The following is a 22,722-nucleotide window of genomic DNA, read 5'->3' on the forward strand; positions in this document are numbered from 1 at the left end:
CCATATGAATAGTATAGAAGAATATATTGTAAATCATCCTCTTCATATTGTTGAAATAGTACTTATTTCATTTATCATTTTACGCCAGTTCTACTTGTTTTTTCAATCAAAGGCAAGAATAAAAAGACTGAAAGATTTAGACCTGCACACCGTGGGAGTGATTAATACACCTTTGACATTTGATAACATTAGAGAGTGCAATGATGATGAGATTTTTCATGAGGTTTTAGAAGCCAGACAAGCGAAGGAAGATGGGATTCCTATTCCTCAAAGCAAAAAGATTGTGGTTATTCCACTATTGTATTCAGACAACAAAATATCAGAGACTGCACAAATAATAAAGGAATTAAACAGATATATCGTTAAAAACGATGGACAAACAGTAAACTTTCATATCATTCAAGATATTGTTGAACGCAATTACCAGGTATTGGATGATGAAATAAATCACACCATGCCCACTCCTTTGTATTTAGGGTTGGCTGCAACAATGCTTGGAATTATCTTCGGACTGGCCGGGATGAGCTTTACAAAAGCAGATGATGTGGATATCATGTTATTAATTCAAGGTGTAGGAATTGCCATGGTTGCAAGTTTTATTGGCCTGTCTTTAACAACAATACTGTCTACTTTCTTTTATAAAAAATCTAAAACGGAAGCTGAAAAAGAAAAGAACCTCTTTTTCTCAAAACTTCAGGCAGAACTTCTTCCTGAATTACTACGTCAGGGAATTAGTGGAATTGAGGGTCTCTCAAGACAGCTAAAAAGCTTCGCTGGTGCTACGAAGGAATCTACAAATCAGTTAGTTGCCATAAGTGAGCAAACTCAAACTACATTAGTCAAACAAAATGAGTTGATTAAAAGAATAGAGAATTTGAATATCGCAGAACTCTCAACTGCCAGCATGATGGTGTTTGATAGGCTTGAAAGCAATCTGGAATCATTCAAAAGCTTCTCGAATCATTGGGAGGCATTGATAAACTCCATCTCTCAGACTGAAAAATTGGTCATCCATTTGGAGACTCTTGTTTCGAAGATTACTGGTGTTGATCAGCTTGCTGAGGGAATAAAGAGATCCATTGAAGAGTACAGGTCTACAATGAATTTCTTCACGAAACATATTGCATCATTTGAACAACTTGAAGAAAGTGCCGTGTCGGCTGTACAAAAATGTGATACTGGCGTAGCCGACGCTGTCAATTCCTTATTGAAGAATATTCATGATAGGATGAAGCAGTTTGAAGACCATAATACCACTATAGATGTTGAGCTTAAGGATGCGGGTGTGGCTCTAAGAGAATCAGTACATCAAGCAACTCAAACACAATTATCTTTACTCACACAAGTTTATTCTGAAAAAATTCCAGCTTTCGACAAGTTGAATGTATTGCCAGAAATTGAAGCTTCAGCAGCAAATATTTCTAAACGATTTAGCGAGCAAAATCCTGTTTCAAACAGTGAACTAATGCAAAAGTTTGATAACCTGGAAGAAGTACTAGGAGTTATATCGAAGAATTTAATTGCACTAGAAAAGATAGCGAATCAAGGTATAAATGTTAGTAATGCTTCTCTTAGTACTAACGGCCACGAAATGTCTACGCGAAAAACGCTTCTTAAAAAAGTTGAGCAATTGCTGATAATTGGTGCTGCAGCATCGGTCATTGCTTTTATTGTTTTTATTCTTATTGTTATAATTCTTCCAACTTCATGAAAAAACATAATTTCTTCTGGATTAGCTACTCCGATCTGATGACATCAATGTTTTTTGTAATGATGGTGCTTTTTATTGTTACTATTATTAAATTAAGAGGCACCATTGAAGCGCTCGAAGAAGAAAAAGAGATTCTTCAAACAGTTCAAAAGAATGTCGAACAGTTACAGGATCGAAATGATTTATTCATCTACGATTCTAAATACAAACGATACACTTTAAAATTTGATGTACAGTTTGTTACGGATAGCAGTGCCATAAGCTCAACAAGTCTTGAGAATTATCATACAACTAGAACGAAGCTGGTGGAGACAGGGACTGAGTTAAAAAAGATTATTGATAATCTCAAATATTTGCAAAGAACCGATAGTGCCTATCAAAATGTTAGTTACATGATTGTGGTTGCTGGAAGTGCATCTAAATCAGGGAAAGAGGATCATAATTTTGAATTAAGTTATTTAAGAGCATATAACCTATATAAGTTTTGGAGGGATGAGGGTAAAATTGATTTCGATGAGGAGAGCTATCATGAACTTGTGGAGTTTCAGATTGCAGGAAATGGGATAGGAGGAGTTGGGCGCTTTGAACCTGATCCAGGAAAAAATTTTACAACTCGCAATCAAAGATTTATTATCAATGTAGTTCCAAAAATTGGCTCTTATAACGTAAATAAAGACGAAACGTCTACTAATTTAGACTTTAGATAATGAGAAAGTGCCTATTAAACCATCTTGTGTTCTCCTTAATGATAATCAATATTGTAGGTTGTGTGCCTAAAAGTAAGCTTAATTTAATTGCACAGGCCCAGATTGAAAAAGCAAATACTCCGGAATCAACACCAGTACCGGGTAATACAATTTCAAAGGAAGTTACGCCAAAAATAATTGAAAAAAAGGGAAATGCTTTAACACCAGCATCGCCTGTTGAAGGGAAACTGATACAGATTGGGGGAAGCATTGAAGCCTTAGCAACGGAACTAGCAATTGAACTCGATATTGAAGGAAATAATGTTGTTCAAATACTCGCCATCAATGAATACCTAACAGACCACTGGCATTACATACACGACCCATATAAGGACAAGGATACATGGCGCTCTGCAGAAACTACCATTGCATTGAGATATAATGGAAAATTCCCAGGAGATTGTGATGACTTTGCGATATTGAACGCATCACTAGCTAAGCAAATTGGATTGAGAGCTCGAGTAGTAGGAGGTTATGACGGTGATTCAGGCCATGCCTTTGCTGAATTTTTTCTTCCGGATAACAGAGAAAATAGACGTTTTGCAGAGAATTTCGATAATAGAAAGGACTATAGTGGCATTTGGATAAGTCTAGACTGGTTTAAAGGTACAGACCACAATCGCTACGTTCGTGATATTCAAATTTTGGGTGGAGATTAATAGGGTTAAGCAGATAAAAACTTAAAAATTGTCCGGCTCATGGTTAAATACATTATTTACATCAGTTGTTTCGTAACGCTTATATTTGGCTGCACCAATAAAAACAAATCTGTCTCAAATATAGAAGATAATGTAAATTTCATTGAGTTATACAATAACCATCAATGGATAAATCTTGTTGAAAAGGAAAATATACTGTTAAAGCAAGCTGAAAGTAATTTTGTATACTATCTGATACTATCTGAATCCTTCGCCGCCATTGGAGATATTAATAAAAGCATTCAGTATGCGAAACAGTGGATTGTCCAAGATTCTTCAGACTATAATGCATATCTCACGCTTGGCAATAGTTACCTTATTGCTGACTCTCTATGGAAAGCAGAGCAATGCTATTTGAAGGTTTTAGAAATGGGGCCATATCATGCCAGAGCTATGCTGCATTTGGCAGAAGTTTATAAACAGCTAAATCAACCAAATTTGGCAATAATTCAATACTTGAATGCAATAGAATTATTTTCCGAAAATGGATTTCAGGAAGAAGTAATTCAATATTCTAGTGAAGTGCTGAAACTTGATTCAGCAAATTTTAAGGCTAAAAACTATCTAGAACAAATGTCTAAAAGTCCATAATTAAAAAGTACTTTTTGATATTAATAACGAAGAATATTTTTTTACTTAAAACACTTATCAAGATGAAATGGCTTCTCGCTTTTTGTGCAATCATTCTCTTTGTGGGAATTGCAAATTTGCCGATTGGATATTATACTTTCCTTAGAATAACAACTATTACTGGTGCCATTGCTGTGATTTTGACTGAGTATGAGAAAGGAATCAATCTCTGGCTAGTATCCTTTGCTGTTGTCGGAATTCTTTTTAATCCACTAGTTCCCATATACCTTCATAGCAAAGATGCCTGGATGGTACTTGACCTTATAGGAGGATTTCTTTTTTTAGGGAAACTGATTGATTTAATGCGAAACAATAGGAAAAATGAGTAACTGGAATATTATTCACCAATGATACTAAATATTCTTACATTAATATATCTAGCGACATTTTTTGTCGCAATTAAGCCTGCTGAATATTTACCCGTATCCAAAGGAGAACAGGTTGTTCATAAATACTTCATACTAGATTATAATGAAGCAGAAGAGCAGGCGAATTGGGTTTATTATAAGTTAAATAAGGGCATGTTGGTAGGTGAGGCTAAAAGAACAAATTTCAGGATGGACCCTATGGTTTCGACAGGATCTGCGTCTGTAAAGGACTATACAAATTCGGGCTATGATAGAGGGCATTTATGTCCTGCTGCTGATATGAAATTCGATGATTTGGCTATGTACGAAACCTTTTACATGTCGAACATGACTCCACAGGTACCGGCATTCAATCGTGGTATATGGAAGAGTCTGGAAGAAAAAACCAGAAATTGGGTATATGAAAAAGATAGTTTAATAGTAGTTGTAGGTCCTATATTTTCAAAGTCACAATTACGAATTGGAAGTAATAATGTGGCCGTTCCAATTTACTTCTACAAAATTCTATTTGATGAAGGGAAAGGTAAGATACTGGCATTTAAGATGACGAATGAAGGCTCAGCTCAAAACTTGAGTTCATTCGTAACCACTGTGGACTCTATTGAAGAATTGACGGGTATTGATTTTTTTAGTCAACTACCTGATCGTATTGAGGAGAATTTGGAGTCATCAATTGAATTATCTAACTGGTTTAATATGGATTATGAATATTCAACATCTTTACAAGATGTCAGAATTGCTAAAAGTCATTATTCAATAATTATTATAGCAGCAGTAATTCTTTTTGTATTACTATTTATTCGAATAAAGACCAGATAGTTGAAGTTGTAATATCTATCAACCACCAATGAGAATAAAATTGAGAATGAAAAAGTCAATTACAAATCATCTATATCAGACAAATTATGAAGTCAATTACTTGTGCTAAATGTGGTAAAAAGGTTCATTGGACTTCCTCGTATTGTTTCAATTGTGGTGTGGCAGTTATAAATCAAGATAAGCATGATGCTTCTATTGATTCCCAAAATGAAGGAAGCCTTTTAAAAACAATTTCGAGAGAGATTATCTTCGCTTCGAATTTTCAGTCTTCGTGGCCGTTATATATTGCTACAAAACTGATTGAAGATGAGGATGGAATAATGAAAATGAATTTTGGTTATATAAACTTACAAAATGAATGGGTTTTTCTACCTGTTTTTGATGGAATTTCTTGGTTTAATGAATTAGGGTATGCTGAAATCAGTATTGATTCGAAATGGGGTTTAATTGATAAAAATGGTCAAGTTATTTTTCAACCTAGATACGATGGAATTCAACGCATAGAAAATGACAACGAGCATTTTGTCGTTAGTATGGCTGACAAGGAAGGAATACTTAATCTCAACAACAATTGGGTAATTGATCCAATTTACGAAAGTGTTGAATGGTTTGTTGGAGAAAAAGCGATAGTTTATTATAAGGGAAAGGCTGGGATAATAAACACGAACAAAGTTTGGGTAATTGAACCAATTTACGAAAGTATAGCTGTTTATGGTAATTATGTAATTGTAGAAAATGAAAATGAATATGGAATTATCGATTTCTCAAATAATTCTATCAAAGACATTCAATACGAAGAGCTCATCTTTGATGAAGAAAGTAATTGTTTCGTGGCCAGACAAAATGGTTTTTATGGCATAGTGAATCCTCAAGGAGAGTGGCAGGTTGAGCCTAAATGGGAGCAGATAATCATCGTAAACAGTAGACATCTTATCGTTCAAATAAATGAAAAATCTGGAGTAATTGATTACTCCGAAAATTGGCTGATAAAACCTAGCTATGTTAATATTTTTCCTGCAGCCGATAACCTATTTCTCGTGCAGACAGAAAGTGATTACTATGAACTTTACTACGGACTTGTGAATATAAATGGGGACTTTATCTTAGAGTGCGAATACAAAGAAATAACACCTTTTTATGCCCCTGGGATTGCGGTAGTTGTCAATAAAAGTAATCAATGCGCCTTATTGAATAAAAATGGCTCCTTTATTACACCATTTGAGTTTCATAAGATCCATAACATTGATGGAGATAAAGAAATAATTGTCTTTGAGGTTGCTCAAAAATTTGGGTGTATGGACTTAAGTGGAAACCTGCTCATATCTCCAACATTCGATTACATGGAGTCATTCGATGATAATAATATTGCATACGCAGAAATAGATGAACATTATGGGTGGATAGATATTAATGGGGTCTGGGTAATTAATCCGGATTATCCAATAAATAGTCCCAGCAATTGAAAACTAAGATGAATTACACTCAAACAATAATTAAATAAAACTTTAATAATGAATATAGACAAATGCAACTAGTCCTTGAAAATATAATTCTTTACGGCCTTATACTTTTTCTTATTGTAATTGTGGCAAAATACTATATATCAGAAAAATGGAAAAAGAGAAAACAAAAAAGTCGTTTTGAGCGAGGTATAGTAATGGAAGAGAAAGCCAAAACATTGCTGCAAAAACGAGGCTACAAGGTTGTTAATTCCCAACAGCAGTTTGTTCACAATTTTGAGGTTAACGGAAAGCCCTTCAAATCAGACTTGAAAGTGGATTACATTGCAAAAAAAAATGGAAAAACATATATTGTCGAAGTGAAGTCGGGCACATCTGCCATTGATATCAGAAATCGCAATACTCGACGACAGCTTCTTGAGTATGATTTTGTTATAGAAAGTGATGGTATTGTATTACTTGATATGGAAAACCAAAAATTGCAACATATACAGTTTTTTTCCAAGTCTGAACGAGGTGAAGTATTTTTAATTAAAAGCATATTGGTTGTTTCACTATTGGCAATAATCATTCCATACTGGAAGGTGAAGCTGTTTATAATTCTAATACTTGGTGTTATATGGTTCTTTCATAACAAAGTCGGAAATATTATAAATACCATTTTAAAACCGGGCCAACATGTGTGAATTTTATCATATTAGGGAATTTGCTTGTGCGCATTTCTATATCTGGGAAACAGGCGACGATTTTGATTGGCTCAGAAAAGAGTGGAACAAGTTCGAGCCCCGACTAAAAACTCGTACCGAGGCAGAAGATTTTATATTGGTACTTGCCGATCTATACGAAGGATTTTGTAGTGAATCATATTTTCTTAAACCAACGTATGAACTTATGAAAGAATTCCCATTCATTGTTGAGGATCCAAATCCGGAGAAAGAAGATCCGGAAATTAGAAAAAGAATTGAAACTTTTCGAGACCAAACACTAAATATCCTGTATGAGGTTTATGAGAGTTCTGAAGAAATATTAAGGAACTTTGTTTCAGTAGCCATCGATTTTGAAGTGCCTCATCCTGATGGCTATGTTTATGTGCAAGAGTTGTTTAGCGAATTAGAAACGAAAAAAGATATTGAAAAAGGTGCTTTTTAAGAAGTGGCTTTAATGAAAAAGCTGTCAAATAAATGAACGTACTTCATAAATATTGTAAAAGTGTATTTTTCTTAAGAATTGTAAAATTGATCAAAAAAATGAATGATTAACGATTATTGAAACTAAAATGCAAATCCATAAACAGAAAATTGATGATAATCATTTCATTTGGACACTTTAGTTTATTGCATGTACTGAAATAATTCCAGTATCATAGTCAACTGTAAATTGAGAAAAATTCTCCAGAAATGATTTGCCGACTAGCATGGGAGCTTCAATGTCATCAACAATAGTAGCACCAATATTTTTCAAAATAATATTCCCAATACATAATTCTCTCAATATAATCTTAGTATCGTTCTTTATCTTTCCATTAGCCAGTGAGAAATCTTTTGTTCCAAATATATCGTCCTCAGATAAACTGCCTTCCTTATACATAAAAAGCACTTCTTCCAAGGAGATGGAAATAGCATCTTTATGTTCATCTATAATAAAGAACATATCTATATTATTCACCCTCATTGGCACATGGTATATATTATTGATTTTTGCCATATAAATTAATTTCTGTGCATTTGGACCGTTGGTATTATTGGATAGAATTAATATTTGTTTTTTGAATTTTTCTGCTTTTAAAACTAGTTTAATATTTATCTTGTCGATTTCATCAAGGCGTTGACTCACGTCTCTATATTTCGGTTTGTACCATCCCTCTTTCGAGAATACTTCTTGTAGTACCTTTGAATTAAAAATATATCCACGTCTGGCGTAAATCTCATTTCTTTTGATCCGCAGTTCGGATAAATTCATATCCATTAACTCTTCAAAATTATAGACCCCGCTATCGTGATAAGTCTTTAAAAACTGTTGTTTCTTCTGTTTAATATTGGAGCATGAAAAGAAAAATGAGACAAATAATAGCAAATAGACTTTTCTCATGGAAGTTTTAAATTATTAAATCTATACTCTTTCTAGGAAATTACTTTAAATCTACAATTTAGTTATTTTTAAGAAAAGGTATAGAGGAAATTACTTATTATATCAAATATAGGCTGTGTGTTTTTCTAATACAACAGTAATAATCAGAAAAAATTACGGATTGGTGTTGTAATCGGAATGATTGATTCATCAATTAAAAGTTCATTCTTTTTTCAAGCATAAAATAAGATTCTCGAACCACTCTTACCTTTAATCTATCTTATTATTCTAATAAAATTTAAAATGCAAATTATTGATCGATTTTCAGAGTGATAGGTGTCAGAATATTAGTCATAAAACATTGATTGATAGTAGCGTTGCGAATATCCGTAAAAGTTATCATTCTAAAAGTAACGAAACAAAAAAATCCAACTTTTCTTCAATTTCAGCGTATTTCTTTTCTGAAATGTATCGAGAATGCTTTAAGTAACTGAATCCATCAAGAAATAGAACAACTGACCCTTCTTTGAAAAGCATTTTTAAGGTATTTCCATCATCGTCATAAATCTCATCCTCTATTTCCCAACCATCATTCTTATCCAGATCATAGAAATCTAAACCTCCTTCAAAAAGGGCATCATCGTAATATTTCTGAAGAAAATTGTTAAGTCTGATTTCTTCCGGCTTTAGTTTATTGGCTAATTCCGGATATGATTCCGGAGAATCTTTGAAAATGTAATTTATTATATCAATTTGTTCCCCGGGAGACAGATCTTGAAACAACTTTAGCCAATTTCCTTGTTCTATCCCGGCATAGCCAGGCAATAGGGCATAAAACTCCTCAGGAAATCCGGAGTATGCTTTCCCGATTTCTACATATGTTTTGAACTCATTTGAGTCTTTGCTTTTAAGGCTTATTCGTGACATGTCTTTTGGTTTCATTTTAGTAACGATTCATCCACCAATGGTTTAAATTCCTGTCTGACTCTCCTTTCACCATCTTTGACAGCATTATTTGGTCATAAAGTCTTGACAAATCCTTAGCTACAAAACGCGCTAAATTTTCATGTTCTGATTTTACTATTTTTCTGTAATAAAGGTGCTCTACCTTGTAAATGAGAAGATAATTGAAATGAAGTTTTACCCAATTTTCTCCTTTTCGTTTTGGTGTATATAGGATGCCACTTGATAGATTCTGGAAGTTCTCGTCACATGAGAAATAATAAAGGTCCGAACTCTGGGTTAGTTGAGTCAGTATTGAATTCGAAAAGGAGCTTTCTAAGAAAAGTAGTTCGTACTGGGGATTGTCCTCATGTAAAAGCATGCTAATACCCATATCAAGCTCCTGATAATTATCAAGATAAATAACAGAGCGATGAAGTTGTATAAGTTCACTTCTTGATAAAGATAGATTACTAAAATCAATGTTTAAAAATTTCATTTTGCACAAATTTTATGTGTTAATACTTGTGCATCATTTTATTTCGGATAATGTCTGAATTGTTATTTTATTTGACAGACTGTCCGCATACTAAACCACCGTGGCTTTTCTTGCTCGGTTGGCGCCGGATTGCTCCGGGCTCATGATGCATTACAAAGATTATAAATTTAATTTAAAAAATACAATTATGTTTCTTGGAATATCAAGTATTTACCTTCATATAGTTTATTGTTAGGACTTCCTTAAAGTCTTGACAACTATGGGCTCTTAGATTTTCGGAGTTAAAAAACCTCATATAACCTTTAGGTATTTGAATCTCTTATTATCGTCTGGATAGAATTCATGCAAGTTGGAATAGAGCTATGGTTTATGGTAATTCTTTAAATCGTAGATCTAAGATTGTTATGTAAGTGACGAAGTGAGATATTTTGGCTTCAATTCATGCAATGGTATGCCACAATTATTAAAAGGAGAAAGTGGCAAAAATTTGAGTTCGTCAGGCTTAAAATGGCAATAGTGATAGTGTAAAGACTATTTCACGCCAAACTCAAAAAAAGACAATCATGAACTTTAGATTTAATCTGAATTTTTATCCTATCGACAAAATGCAGGTAGTGAATTGTCAAGACTCAGACAGTGAGTGTCTTAGATAGGCTCTAGCATCATATCACTTCTTCCTCTTCCTCTCCCTTCCTTTCCTCCTCTATACCTCTTTATGTCTGTTAATTGATATTTTAGGTGAGAAACCTGTAAAATTCTGAAAAGAGTTCGTCAAGATTTCCTCAACGGCCTCAACGTTATCGACTAAAAAAACAGAATCATGTTTGGTTAGGAATGGGCCCAATTTTTGGTTTTCAATTTCTTTGGCAACAATATCAAGTATAATATGCGACTCTACTCTTTGCAGAAGAATAGCAAACCGGTTATAAATATGATAATCTCCTTTGATCTGACTAAAGAGATTCCACACTGTAGGAAACTTTTCTTTAAACAATAATGTCATTTCCCTTTGTATCCTATTCCCAGATTTTTCAGCTGGCACATATGATAATCCAAACATAATTCTAAAAAGTTCCTTTTTTACTTGAGACCTGGCATCCTCAGGATCGTTGGATAAAGGGATACCTCTTTGCCATGCATGATCACGCAGAAATTCATAAATTTCGCCCTTAGTAGTCAATGATGTATAAGTCTTAACATCCTGATTGTCGGGCACAACTAAGGAGTTTAGCATCATAAATAAGTCCTCGTCTAATGTAAATTCTGCGAATCGCTGAGGGTGTTTCAGTAAGCCAGCAGTTAAATATGGCTGACAGTTATTGACATCGGCCTCATTAAGTGACTTACCATTAATTCTCAAATATGGAATCAAGATTTTTGGCATGTTTGTTATGTTTGAATGAAAGCGTTGGGAGGTTTTATCCACACTAAAAGAAAATGATCGATTTTGTATTTTTGTCGCTGAAGCCAAGGCATAATTGTAGGAATCAGTCTGCTTATAACTATAATGCCTTTCAATTGCATCGAATACGTCTTCTGTCATTGTCAATTTTCGGAGATACTTAACTTGTTCAGACCTTCCGCGTACGGATTTGGAATTCTTAGTTTTTTTATTGTTATAGACCACTTGCAACCTTCTAATCAGCTTTGCATTTGTCAAAGGTAGCCTAGCATATGGCGATTTGAAGTTTGGCTCGATGGAGTACTCAAAACTTCGTTCTCCTGGAGTGTATTGCCCCGATCGTCTGATAATATTAGTATTTACTAATCCATCAAGGTACTTATCCCCCTGTGGAATAAGTTTCTTTAAATACGATTTCTGTATTTGTGCAGGTAGATATTCTCCATTATCATTTTTCCGCTGTCGTGTAGCAACGGCACTTATAGTCTCAAGAAGATAATCCCGTTTGTAGCCACTGATATCGCCCTTTATCTTCTTCTCGATTTCCTCAACGCAGGCCATCACCTTCTCCGGAATGAGCTGAAAGTTTTTAACAGATTGGCAATGCTTTACCACTGTTCTTCATTAAAGTGTTTGAAGTTTTGCAATTGCAGCATTTCGACTTTGAAACGTCCACGCCCAGATTCCGAATGAACTTGATCCAGGATAGCTAATGCACCCAAACCTTTTGTTAATTTTTCGTCTGAAAGTTTCGTAGTGAGTCACAATACCATTAAGAGTAACTTCATAGCAAAAACCTCGATCTGTCTTTTGGACAAGAGAAAAATAATAGGGCTTAACCTCACCGGTACCTTTGAAATTTTCAGGTAATGATCTGGTATATCTTTTTTGCTTTTGGTTATTTGAGGATTTACTTAAGCGTTCCTCAGGAATCTGCAATATTTTCTTTGGCTTCATTACAGATCCTCCTTTGAATTTAAGGGTTTAATTGCTGCCTCGACTTCTGTCCTCTTGTAGTATACACGATTGCCTAATCCATAGGCACGAAGTTTACCACGTTTTGTCCAATTATGAACAGTGCTGAGATCAACTTTGAGAAGATCTTTAACTTCGTTTCTTGTTAGATACTCTGTTGCCTGTTTCGGTTGAAACTCTTTTTTGATTTGTTCGAGATGAACTTTTACACCATCAATTATTGCCTGTTGCAATTCTTTCGGTGTTGTTTGAATAAACTGTAATGATTTTTCCATAGCACTCAATATTTATTTATTGAGTGCAAGATTTTAAAAGGGGTAAACTGTGGTTAGTATCATTTTGTACTATTTTCAGTACAAGTGATTAATAACTGCTTTTTATGTTATTATATTCTTTCTTTCTTTGATTAGGTGTTTTTCTATGTTCAGAATATAGCTGAAGTACCTCTTCCTGTAAATAATTATTATGCTGCAACCATGTTAGGAACTCAACTGGCCTCACTCCATAATGAATTTCACCATCTTCTCTCATTTGCCAATAAATATAGCTATAGTCTTTTACCTTATAATTACTGCGTACAAATTCATTGTTGATATGCTCAAATAGCTTAAAATTATTTTTTGTAAATATTCTAATATGTTTTAGGTCCTTATAGTCTTCGGGTTTCTCTATATCAATTGCTACCTTATCAATTCCATCAGCATTGGGGCCAATATCTTTATTGTCAATTATTTCTTCAGAATTTGTTTTTGAATCTTGTTCTGAAAACTGAATTATTGAACAACATTTTGCCTTTAAAAATTCGATCTTCGCTTTTTGTGTATATTCTATCTTTTGTATGATATCTGGCGTAAGGAAATTCAGGATCAAATTTTCGGGATCAAGACCTATGAATTTAAATTTATAGCAATATGAATTTATTTCAACATCTTCAGGGACGGGATATCCATGGTCAGGATCTATATATACTTTTTCCTTTATTGAAATATAGTTTTCCTGAATTTCCTTTAATTCATTTTGAGCAAAATCTTTATCGTTAGCATCGGGATATTGATTGATAAATTCTTTCTCCCTTTGAGCATAGTGTTGTTCATATGTGTTAAGAGTGCAATATTGCCAGTAATAATCATTTTTATTGCTCTCTGAATAAAGCTGATTAAAAAGAGTATTAAATTCAAGCTGATCATTTAGAATGTCAGTAATATTTCTTTCATTATTATCTGCAAATATCATAGTAGCCAGTAGATTTAACTTTTGTTGTAGTTCTTTTGATATTAGATATTTGTCGTTTTCCATCTTAGAGCAAAATATTTAAGGATTTTTAGTTTGCTGTTTTTATGAGTTCTAATTTGCTTTCTTTTTTATCCTTCATGGCCTCTTTATTCCAGAAGTCCGCAAGTTGAACTGAGAAATCTTTTGCCGGTTTACCAATGTACTCTAAAAATTGTTTTTCGGTACTATGCGCTGTGATGTTTATAAGCAATGCTGTTGGTGTTTCGGCGTAAAAGTTTGTTGCAAAAGACCGACGACAAATGTGAGAGGTTATTAGCTCCCACTTTTCAAAAATACCGAAGTCTTTTCTTTTTGTCTTCTTATTCATCTTACCTCCAAGTATAGCTTCTTTTATTCCAGCTTCTTTTACGACGTCCTTTAAATGAAGATTGAATTTTTGAGCACTTATGTAATCGGGAAATCTCCAATTTCTTTTTTCAAGGATTGGCTTAATCTTGTCGTGTATTGGAATAGCTACCTCCTTTTTTGTTTTCTTTTGTGTTAGGACAATCATTTTGTAACCTCCGAGTATCTGGATATTATCCTCTGTTAATGTAAGTAGATCTGAAACGCGTTGACCAGTATAACATCCGATGATTAACCAATCTCGTGCATTATTTAATGCATTTCGGCCATAGTCTTTATTTTGAATTGTGTCTAATTCTTCAAAACTTAGAAAGGGGTGATTTGTGGATTCGGTGAAACCCTTAATCTCTAAAAGTTGCGTGTGTGTTTCGATTTCATTTATTCTGGCATCCAGGCACACTGTTTTAACACATTTAATATAGCGGCCTACGGTAGAAACAGAAAGTTTATCTACATCTTTAAGGTATTTGATGAAGTCATTTCTGAACCTTAGGTTTACATCTCGTACCTGATATTGTTTCTTGTTCTGTTCCTCGAATTTAGCAATCTTCTTTTTTACTGTTCGGTACTTTTTTGTCGTTCTTTCTGTTACTCCCTGGGTGTTGTTTCGTTGTGTTTTAAATGGTAGGTTGTCGATAAAGTATTGAAAGTAGTTGACAAGAAGATTGAGGTCCGTGTCTTGTTTTCTGTTTTGAATGTCATCAATTTGTTTCTGTACCCAATCACCATTTATATTGAAGCCTGAGGATATTGCATCGTTCAGGTTTTCCTTCAATCGTGAAGAAAGTAAATTTAATTTTCTTTCAATATCGCCTCTTCGTTTCTTCTGTTCTTCATCACCTCCATTTTTAGGCATACCTGTTGTGGCACTCCAGTCATTAGTGTTAATTACATATCCGGTTTTTCGTTTAAAAACCTTTTTACGATCGATTGACAAACGCAAATAGATATTGGCTGGAGAATTTGTGCTTTGAATTAGAAATTTGATTGATGCCATTATGTCCTCTTGTTTATGTAGGTAGTGTATTGCAAATATATAAATTTAGTCAACGCTTAGTCAACCAGATTGCAATATCATACTATTATATACTATTTTATTCAATTGGCTCTCTTCCTTTTGTTTGGCTAAAAGAGTTGAAAATAGGGATATATACAGGGTTTTTTAATATTTTTGAAGAGCTATAAAAATGATAGTTGTGATTCCCGTCGGGACTACAAAGGTCGCTGATTTTCAGTGGCCTTTTATTTTAATCAACCATGCATAAACACCGGTTTGGTAGTTTTGGCCAGTGCCAGCAGTTCTTTTGTCTCCTCTTCATCAATCGGGTTAAAATCCTGCATAAACTCCAGCGCTTTTAAAAACAGGGTGTATTCGCCCGGAGGAATAGCTGCCGTTACTTTTTTCGAAAGGGTATAACGAAGTGCCAGTTTCATTACTTTTTCGTCGTCGATGGGTTTGTACCAACAATTTTTAAAGATCAGGTCTTCCTTTTTGCCAAACGTGGTAAGTGCCATGGCTTTTAAAGCCAGAATCCCGATGCCTTGTTTTTCTGCTTCGGCATAAACCTGGGGGCCAAAGTCGCCGGCATTCCAGCAGGCAAAATTAATGGGGAAAAGTATCGAATCGAAATCAAAGTTTTTTAACGCAAATAAAGCCGCCTTAACCGAATGTGCCGAAAACCCAATATGTTTTATTTTTCCGTCTCTTTTGGCTTTTACCAGGGTTTCCAGCGCACCTTTTTTACCAAAAGCGGTTTGTACTTCTTCATCAGTAGTTAGCTCGTGCAGTTGGTATAAGTCGAAATAATCGGTTTGTAGTTTTCGTAGCGAGTTATCGAGGTCTTTTTGTGCTCCGGCAGCATCGCGTTGCCGGGTTTTGCAAGCCAGAAAGGTATTTTTTCGGTAGGGTTTAAGTGCCGGCCCCAAGCGTTCTTCGGCGTTTCCGTATTTGGGTGCCACATCGAAATAGTTTACACCTAAATCAAAAGCTTTGGCCACCAATTCGTTTGCAAATTCCTGCGGATTATCGTTCAGCATAATGCCTCCAAACCCGATTATCGACAACTCTTCATTCGTTTTTCCCAATTTACGTTTGGGAATGGAATAATCTGCCGGGAAATCTTTACCAAATGCTTTTATTGCGGAAATATGAGTTGCCATGATTTTGGTTTTTATAGATGAGAATTAGTATCAAAGCTACAAATTTTTCTGGAGCATATAAAAGAAGTAGACTGGCTACTGCATTAGAAAACAGAGAATTGAAATGCCTGCAAAAGAAATTGTGAAGGCAGAAAATGTAAAAAAATCTAAAAAAATAGAAAAATATCAATCATTGTTTTGATAACTAAATACTTTTTTGTTCATTTGTATTGTCGTGCGTTCAGCACGATGTGTGTTTGGGGGTTAACATTAGTAAAAGGGCAGTTGTTGAACTGCCCTTTCTTCGTTTATATACACTCCTGTTTCAATAAAAGCTCTACCAATTATCCTTGTTGTTTTTTATAATGAATGCATTGTTAAATAGCAGGTTCTTAGTTGTTTAGCGAGAAATAATTATTCTTTTCTATACGTGTTTAGACTTATTTATTGTACCTTGTAAGGGTTAAACTTAATGTGCTGTATATAGATTTTAGCAAGCATTAAGAGAAACACATTCAAGATAGGCCGGTTATTGAACCGGCCTTTGTTTTAATAAAATACTAATAAACCTTTTGTTTGTTTTCAGGTTGTAGATAGAAATTTTAAGCGGACAAAATGTGTCGATTATATCCTTTTCTAATCATATTGTTTATTGTTTCTGTTGCCTGTAATTCAAAAAAAGAACCAAAAACAGCACCCGATGTGGCTAAGGAAGAGTTATCGTGTTGTAATGTAAATTCCAAATCGCGGTTTTTGGTGCAGCCCGATTCGTCAGAGATAATTCCACAAACTTCCGGGACGGAGGGAATGGTTTTTATTAAAGGGGGGCCTTTTGAAATGGGTGCCGACAACGATCAGGCCCGACCTGATGAATATCCGAAGCACGCGGTAGAAGTAAAAAATTTTTGGATGGATGAGCATGAAGTAACCAACGCGCAATTCAAAAAATTTGTGGATGAAACCGGCTACATCACTGAAGCTGAAAAGGATATTGATTGGGAAGTGATGAAAACACAGGTCCCGCCGGGTACTGCCAGGCCTCCGGCAGAAATGTTAAAAGCAGGATCGATGGTTTTTACGCCGCCATCGCAGGCAGTTCCCCTAAACGATATTTCTCAGTGGTGGTCGTGGGTGGTTGGTGCCAACTGGAAACATCCTGAAGGGCCTGAAAGTACGATCTTTGGTCGCGAGAATCATCCGGTAGTTCATATTTGCTGGAATGATGCAGTTGCATACTGTAAATGGGCAGGAAAACGATTACCAACCGAGGCCGAGTGGGAATTTGCTGCGCGCGGCGGACTGGAAAACAATATTTATCCGTGGGGAAACGAACACATTGAAGACGGCTCGCCAAAAGCCAATTCATGGAACGGACACTTTCCGAACATCAATACCCAGAGAGACGGACATTTTGCTACAGCTCCGGTAAAGTCGTATGCCCCAAATTCTTATGGTTTATACGATATGGCCGGCAATGTGTGGGAATGGACAGCCGATTGGTACGACCAGGACTACTACAAAAGTCTGCCAACCGATGAAGTTACGGTCGATCCGAAAGGACCAGAGAAAAGTAATGATGCAAGAAATCCTTACGATAAACGAAAAACCATTCGGGGTGGATCATTTTTGTGTAACGACAGTTATTGCTCAAGCTACCGGGTGGCAGCCCGCATGCCCGGCGAAATTAATACAGGCATTAGCCACACCGGATTCAGGTGTGTAATAGACTAACAGTTCGGCACACGAATCAAGTAGCTGAGACAAAGGTGCTATTTATCGGTTTTAATAACTGAGCTACTGTCAATTCAACTCCCCCAAAGCAGCCAGTCATAATGATTGGACTAAAACGACCACTTTTTGCAGAAAAGCAAAAAAACATTGCGGATTAAGGATCGGTTTTGAACGTTTCCTCGCTCAGGAAGAGTTTTTAATGATGAATTATTGCAGAAAATATGCGGGATGCTAAATCCGGTTTAAGCTCGCTATGTTTTTGTAAGGGTTCTAATCATTTCGGAACGTTCCACAATCATTCTGACCTTGTCCATCATAGATCTGACCCAATCCAAAATCATTATCCCATGCGAAATATCTATTACGGAACGCTCCAGAATCATTCTGACCCGTTCCAAAATCATTCTGACCCTGGTCATAATAGATATGACCCACTCCCTAATCGTTATCCCATAGGAAATATCTATTATGGAGCACTCCGGAACTATTCTGACCCGATAAGTTTCAGTCATTTTCAACTTTAGTCTGCAAAGAAACAATATGCCCATCGTTTCGTATAGTTTCAATACGGTTGTATAAGCCAGATTCCAATATACAGGTACTCTTAAAATTTCGTTTAAGAGTAGTTATTAACTTAAATGAATTGTTATGAAAAAGAAGTGGAAGATTATGGAGTATTCTTGTGTCGCCGTGTTTGGTGTATTCATTTTGGGAGTTCTGTTTTCCGGTTGTAATGTAACCGGAGAAGACACTCCGATATTAGATGAAGATTCACAGGTAGCTCTGAAAAGCATGTCTTATCTCCCTGAATTCCCTGGAGCCTGGGAATTTGTTCCCGGTTTTACAAACGAATTTGTTGCTTTTGAAACCGGAAAAGTTTTTGTGTATGAAGGCGAAACTGAAGATGGAATGGAAACCATTAAGGTAACGGTAACAGACCGTACAAAAGAAATAAAGGGAGTAATGACAACCGTTGTTACCGATACGGTTTGGCTCGATGGTGAACTTATGGAAGCAACCGACGACTGGTTTGCAGAAGATAATGAAGGAAATGTGTGGTATTTTGGCGAGTACAGCGAAGAATGGGATGATGAAGAAGAAGAATGGAGCACCGAAGGTTCGTGGGAAGCGGGAGTAGATGGTGCATTACCGGGGATGTTGATGCCTGCCCATCCTAAAATGGGGATGAAATACCAGCAGGAATTTTACGAAGACGAAGCAGAAGATATGGCCATGGTTATTAATCTGAACAAAACCGTTGAGATTGAATACGATACTTTTGAAGGATGTTTGGAAACCATGGAATGGACTCCACTTGAGCCCGGAGGACGTGAGCACAAGTTTTACGCACCTGGCGTAGGTATGGTTTTGGAACTGCAACCGAAAGGAGGGAGGATAATGATTGAATTAGTGAGTATTGAGATGCCTTAAAATTTGCAGCAAGTTAGTATCTGCAAAATTGCCTGACTATTTACAGTCAGGCAATTTTGGTCTGATAAAAAATACCACCTCAAACCAAGCGATATTTTTATAGTTCAAATAAATGTTTTAGCTCCTTAGCGTACGTAGCTTGTGTACCAACGGATCGTCTTTACCCAGTAACCCCTCAATCAGGCTTACCACTGCCGATGCATCTTTGTAGGCATCGTCGAGTTTTTCGTTGGCTACTTTTGTGGCTGCCATAGCTTCGGCCTGAATTTCTTTTTGCCGGCCTTCGGCACTGTTGGCTTCATCTCTTTTGGTTTGTAACTGTGTTAAACGGTTGGCAGGGTCGAAACCTACATCGGTTAAACGACTGGTGTTTTGTTCTGTAATTACATAAACTTGCGTAACATAATCGCGTTTTTCTTTTTCGTTTTGCGATCCCATAACTAAATTTGTTTTTGTGAATAATTTATTTATTTGCCTGGGTCACCCAATAGCTTGTCAGGGCAAGGGTGGCCCATTTTTTAGTATAGCTTGAATGGTATTATTTGTCTGTTTTCGGGTTCATTTCTAATAAGATTCCTGTAATCTGAGTTCGGTTTTTATTCTGTTTTCAATTAACAGTATGTAAGTTAAGATCTTACACATAAAAATCAAAATATTCCGTGAAGTATTTGAGTTTGTTGTGAATTTTTGCTCAAAAACCTCCGCTAAATAAAAGAAAGGATCAAAATATAGCACCAAAACAGCCTATTTTGTATTAAATACCTCCAAAACATTTGGTGCAACCGGGAAAAATTTCCGAACTTACTACTCCGATGAAACACAAGTACACAACAATTACAAATATCAAATGAAACAAAAAATTAAAGTTATTTCCGCAATTATTGTTTCGGCAATAGTGTTAATGGCTTGTAATTCAGTCATTACCTTTCCCCCGGTGTCGCAAACACCAACCAACAATCATAATCAGGGGCAGTTTGTTTGGCACGATCTGGCAACCTATGATCCGCTAAGCGCCAAAGATTTTTACGCCGATGTTTTTGGATGGGAATTTGAAAGCCTTGGTGCCGGCGAAAACATGTATTATGTTATAAAAAATGATGGTGTAGCCATTGGCGGCCTGTTTAAATTAGCCGATGAATATGGCAAAGCAGCCGAGTGGATTGGCTCAATGTCGGTTCCGGATGTTGATGCTGCACTGCAATATAATCAGGCAGCAGGCGGTAAAACCATTTTCAAAAAAGCAGCTTTTAAAGGACGTGGCGAAACCGCTTTGGTGCAAGATCCGCAAGGTGCATTCATAGCTTTTCTGAATTCGGAAAGCGGTGATCCAAATCCTCGACGTGCCGGGAATATCAGCATGAATTCGTGGCTTTGGAATGAGTTGTGGACCAACGACCTGGAGGGGTCAATAGAATTTTACAAAGGATTAACCGGTGCCGAATCACAGGAAGTTGAAGCTGCCAAAGTGCCGTACTATTTATTTAGCAACGATGGGAATACCTTCTCCGGAGCCATTGGAAATCCTGTTGAAGGTGCCCGAAGCGCTTGGATGCCCTACATTAAAGTGAAAGATGTAAATGCCACAGTGGAGAAAGCCAAAGCTGCAGGAGCTCATGTAATGATGGAACCTACATCATCAATTCGTAAAGGAACCGTTGCCGTACTTATGGATCCAACGGGAGCACAGTTTACAATACAACAATGGATTTTAAGATAAGCGTCATGAAGAGAAAAATAAAATTAATAATCGTTTTAGTGATTTTGGCAGCCGGATTTACCTTGTCAGCTTGCTTAAACATGCGTTGGGGAGCCAATGCCGGTGTTGATGTTCGCTTTGGCCCGCATGGCCCGAAACTTGATCCTCACGTCAGTCTTGATATGTACAGTGGAGGCCGGTTATAAGAAACTGTTTAACGTTAAAACTCAAGAAATGAAAAATATATTAATAGTTGGAATTATTCTACTTTTTGCTGCTTGTAATCCGGGCGAAAAAGCAGCTATTTATTGGGTGAATAGTTATCGTGTCGACTGTGTTGGAGTAGGCCCGATGAAATGTATGTTGGTTCAAAAAGGTGAAACTCCTGAACCCGGTAAATGGACCAACTTCTATTCAAAGATTGAAGGTTTTGAATACGAACCCGGATTTATTTACAAGCTGAAAGTAAAAGAGGAACAGCTTGAAAATGTTCCTGCCGATGCTTCGTCGATTAATTATACTTTGGTGGAAGTGCTGGAGAAAAAAGAAGATACCAAACTTGCTTTGGATGGAAGCTGGGAGGCCCTTAAAATAAATGGATCGGTGATTAAATTACCACGGTCGCGTGGTGCCGGAGTGCTACCCAATTTGCAAATTAATATTCGCGACATGCAAATAAGCGGCATCGATAACTGCAACAATTTCACCGGACAAATTATAGCAATTAATGGAAATACCATTGAGTTGGGTGCCATAGCCGGTACACAGAAAATGTGCCCTGACATGAGCATTTCAAAAGCGTTTAACGAAGCGCTACTTGCTGTAAAAAAGTATGAGTTGAAAGAAAACAGCTTGGTATTTACCGATGAATCGGGCACCGAGTTGTTGGAGTTTACCAAAGCCACCGAAGCAAAAGTTTTGCTGAATGACATTTGGGTAGCCGAAATTGTTGATGGAGAAACAGTAGCCGATGCAGATAAAGCACCACGACTTGAAATTAACAGTGCCGAAATGAAAGCAATGGGAAGCGATGGGTGCAATAATTTTACCGGGGCTATAGCAACATTAACCAACAACGAGCTGGTATTTGGCCCGCTGGCCGGCACCCGAAAAATGTGTCCCGACATGACCTTTGCCGATAAATTCAATAAAGTAATTCCACAGGTTCGTAGTTATAAAATTGCGAATATGAAACTTACGCTGCTCGACGAAAAGGGCGAAGTTTTGCTGGTATTAAAAAAAGTGGATTAAAGAGTATGATTTCGTAAATTGTAGATCAGTAGTGAACAATGTATAACCAAAACAGATATTAAAATGGAAAAAAAAGTAGTATTTATAATTGCGATTATTATCGCTTTTGCCGTTCAATCGATGGCACAACCCGGCGACGACTGGATTAAACTGGGCGAAAAAAATGTGGCTTTTAAAGCAGATAAAGACAAAGTTACCTTAACCGGAAAAGAACGTAATGTCTCTAAAATTAAAATTACCTGTGTTCAGGGAGCGGTAAAAATCAAAAAGATTCATGTAAAAATGTCAGATGGCGAGAAGAAAGAAATCGACCCGGCTGCCGGAGTGCTTAATAAGGGAATGTCGACCATGAATTTTGATTTGCCCGGAAAAGACAATAAACTAACCGACCTGGAATTGGAATACGATTCGATGGGAACCATTGTAACCAATAAGCGTGCAAAGGTGGAGATTTGGGGCAAAAAACGTAAGGAGGATAAAAAGAAGGACTAGTATTATGCTCTTAGGAATTATGAATTT

Annotated in this window: 23 protein-coding genes and 1 riboswitch; of the genes, 15 read left to right on the top strand and 8 right to left on the bottom strand. The window is 36.2% G+C overall.

The window, feature by feature from the left end:
* The first annotated feature begins 4 nt into the window (after positions 1–4).
* From LH29_RS01720 to LH29_RS01760, 9 genes are all read left to right on the top strand, one after another.
* Positions 5–1,711, top strand: coding sequence for a MotA/TolQ/ExbB proton channel family protein (locus LH29_RS01720; RefSeq protein WP_198152324.1), 1,707 nt, complete (start codon positions 5–7; stop codon positions 1,709–1,711).
* On the top strand, positions 1,708–2,418 hold the full coding sequence (locus LH29_RS01725; protein WP_045025832.1) for a hypothetical protein: 711 nt from the start codon (positions 1,708–1,710) through the stop codon (positions 2,416–2,418). The genes LH29_RS01720 and LH29_RS01725 overlap by 4 nt, the downstream gene beginning before the upstream one ends.
* Positions 2,418–3,116, top strand: coding sequence for a transglutaminase-like domain-containing protein (locus LH29_RS01730; RefSeq protein WP_045025833.1), 699 nt, complete (start codon positions 2,418–2,420; stop codon positions 3,114–3,116). Before LH29_RS01725 ends, LH29_RS01730 begins: the two co-directional genes overlap by 1 nt.
* A gap of 39 nt (positions 3,117–3,155) precedes the next feature.
* A complete protein-coding gene (locus LH29_RS01735; protein ID WP_045025834.1) occupies positions 3,156–3,746 on the top strand; it encodes a hypothetical protein in 591 nt (196 codons plus the stop codon).
* Positions 3,747–3,808: 62 nt separating this feature from the next.
* A complete protein-coding gene (locus tag LH29_RS01740) occupies positions 3,809–4,114 on the top strand; it encodes a DUF6804 family protein (protein ID WP_052670537.1) in 306 nt (101 codons plus the stop codon).
* 18 nt (positions 4,115–4,132) lie between these two features.
* Positions 4,133–4,972 (top strand): DNA/RNA non-specific endonuclease, encoded by an 840-nt coding sequence (locus tag LH29_RS01745; protein ID WP_052670538.1) that lies wholly within the window; start codon positions 4,133–4,135, stop codon positions 4,970–4,972.
* A gap of 86 nt (positions 4,973–5,058) precedes the next feature.
* Entirely contained in the window at positions 5,059–6,435 is a 1,377-nt protein-coding gene (locus tag LH29_RS01750; protein ID WP_045025835.1) for a WG repeat-containing protein, read from the top strand.
* Positions 6,436–6,497: 62 nt separating this feature from the next.
* Entirely contained in the window at positions 6,498–7,118 is a 621-nt protein-coding gene (locus tag LH29_RS01755) for a hypothetical protein (protein ID WP_045025836.1), read from the top strand.
* Positions 7,111–7,581, top strand: coding sequence for a hypothetical protein (locus LH29_RS01760; protein WP_045025837.1), 471 nt, complete (start codon positions 7,111–7,113; stop codon positions 7,579–7,581). Before LH29_RS01755 ends, LH29_RS01760 begins: the two co-directional genes overlap by 8 nt.
* A 177-nt stretch (positions 7,582–7,758) precedes the next feature.
* On the opposite strand, the gene LH29_RS23555 is transcribed toward LH29_RS01760, so the two are convergent.
* From LH29_RS23555 to LH29_RS01810, 7 genes are all read right to left on the bottom strand, one after another.
* On the bottom strand, positions 7,759–8,520 hold the full coding sequence (locus LH29_RS23555) for a YARHG domain-containing protein (RefSeq protein WP_052670539.1): 762 nt from the start codon (positions 8,518–8,520) through the stop codon (positions 7,759–7,761).
* A gap of 378 nt (positions 8,521–8,898) precedes the next feature.
* A complete protein-coding gene (locus tag LH29_RS01770; protein ID WP_045025838.1) occupies positions 8,899–9,441 on the bottom strand; it encodes a hypothetical protein in 543 nt (180 codons plus the stop codon).
* A gap of 556 nt (positions 9,442–9,997) precedes the next feature.
* A riboswitch (SAM-I-IV-variant riboswitch) is annotated at positions 9,998–10,094 on the bottom strand.
* A gap of 549 nt (positions 10,095–10,643) precedes the next feature.
* A complete protein-coding gene (locus tag LH29_RS01780) occupies positions 10,644–11,957 on the bottom strand; it encodes a hypothetical protein (RefSeq protein WP_045025840.1) in 1,314 nt (437 codons plus the stop codon).
* A gap of 341 nt (positions 11,958–12,298) precedes the next feature.
* Positions 12,299–12,592, bottom strand: a complete 294-nt coding sequence (locus tag LH29_RS01790) for a helix-turn-helix domain-containing protein (RefSeq protein ID WP_045025842.1) — start codon at positions 12,590–12,592, stop codon at positions 12,299–12,301.
* A gap of 88 nt (positions 12,593–12,680) precedes the next feature.
* Positions 12,681–13,613, bottom strand: a complete 933-nt coding sequence (locus LH29_RS01795; RefSeq protein ID WP_045025843.1) for a hypothetical protein — start codon at positions 13,611–13,613, stop codon at positions 12,681–12,683.
* 25 nt (positions 13,614–13,638) lie between these two features.
* Positions 13,639–14,952 (bottom strand): tyrosine-type recombinase/integrase, encoded by a 1,314-nt coding sequence (locus tag LH29_RS01800; protein WP_045025844.1) that lies wholly within the window; start codon positions 14,950–14,952, stop codon positions 13,639–13,641.
* Between the two features lie 254 nt (positions 14,953–15,206).
* Entirely contained in the window at positions 15,207–16,115 is a 909-nt protein-coding gene (locus tag LH29_RS01810) for an aldo/keto reductase (protein WP_157493529.1), read from the bottom strand.
* A gap of 594 nt (positions 16,116–16,709) precedes the next feature.
* On the opposite strand from LH29_RS01810, the gene LH29_RS01815 reads away from it, so the two are divergent.
* Positions 16,710–17,825 (top strand): formylglycine-generating enzyme family protein, encoded by a 1,116-nt coding sequence (locus tag LH29_RS01815; protein ID WP_052670540.1) that lies wholly within the window; start codon positions 16,710–16,712, stop codon positions 17,823–17,825.
* Positions 17,826–18,473: 648 nt separating this feature from the next.
* Positions 18,474–19,256 carry a hypothetical protein gene (locus tag LH29_RS01825; protein WP_052670541.1) on the top strand — a complete coding sequence of 261 codons (783 nt, stop codon included), beginning with the start codon at positions 18,474–18,476 and terminating at the stop codon, positions 19,254–19,256.
* Between the two features lie 117 nt (positions 19,257–19,373).
* On the opposite strand, the gene LH29_RS01830 is transcribed toward LH29_RS01825, so the two are convergent.
* Positions 19,374–19,694 (bottom strand): hypothetical protein, encoded by a 321-nt coding sequence (locus LH29_RS01830; RefSeq protein ID WP_045025847.1) that lies wholly within the window; start codon positions 19,692–19,694, stop codon positions 19,374–19,376.
* Between the two features lie 409 nt (positions 19,695–20,103).
* Here LH29_RS01830 and LH29_RS01835 point away from each other — a divergent pair, with 409 nt between their 5' ends.
* The 4 genes from LH29_RS01835 (at position 20,104) to LH29_RS01850 (ending at position 22,695) form a co-directional block, all read left to right on the top strand.
* A complete protein-coding gene (locus tag LH29_RS01835; protein ID WP_045025848.1) occupies positions 20,104–20,973 on the top strand; it encodes a VOC family protein in 870 nt (289 codons plus the stop codon).
* Between the two features lie 5 nt (positions 20,974–20,978).
* Positions 20,979–21,158 (top strand): hypothetical protein, encoded by a 180-nt coding sequence (locus LH29_RS01840; protein WP_157493530.1) that lies wholly within the window; start codon positions 20,979–20,981, stop codon positions 21,156–21,158.
* A 28-nt stretch (positions 21,159–21,186) separates the two neighbouring features.
* Complete coding sequence (locus LH29_RS24220) at positions 21,187–22,203, top strand: META domain-containing protein (protein ID WP_157493531.1); 1,017 nt, start codon at positions 21,187–21,189, stop codon at positions 22,201–22,203.
* Between the two features lie 63 nt (positions 22,204–22,266).
* Complete coding sequence (locus LH29_RS01850; RefSeq protein ID WP_045025850.1) at positions 22,267–22,695, top strand: hypothetical protein; 429 nt, start codon at positions 22,267–22,269, stop codon at positions 22,693–22,695.
* Positions 22,696–22,722: the final 27 nt, after the last annotated feature.

Source organism: Draconibacterium sediminis (assembly GCF_000949475.1).
In the GTDB taxonomy this organism is placed as follows: Bacteria; Bacteroidota; Bacteroidia; order Bacteroidales; family Prolixibacteraceae; genus Draconibacterium; species Draconibacterium sediminis.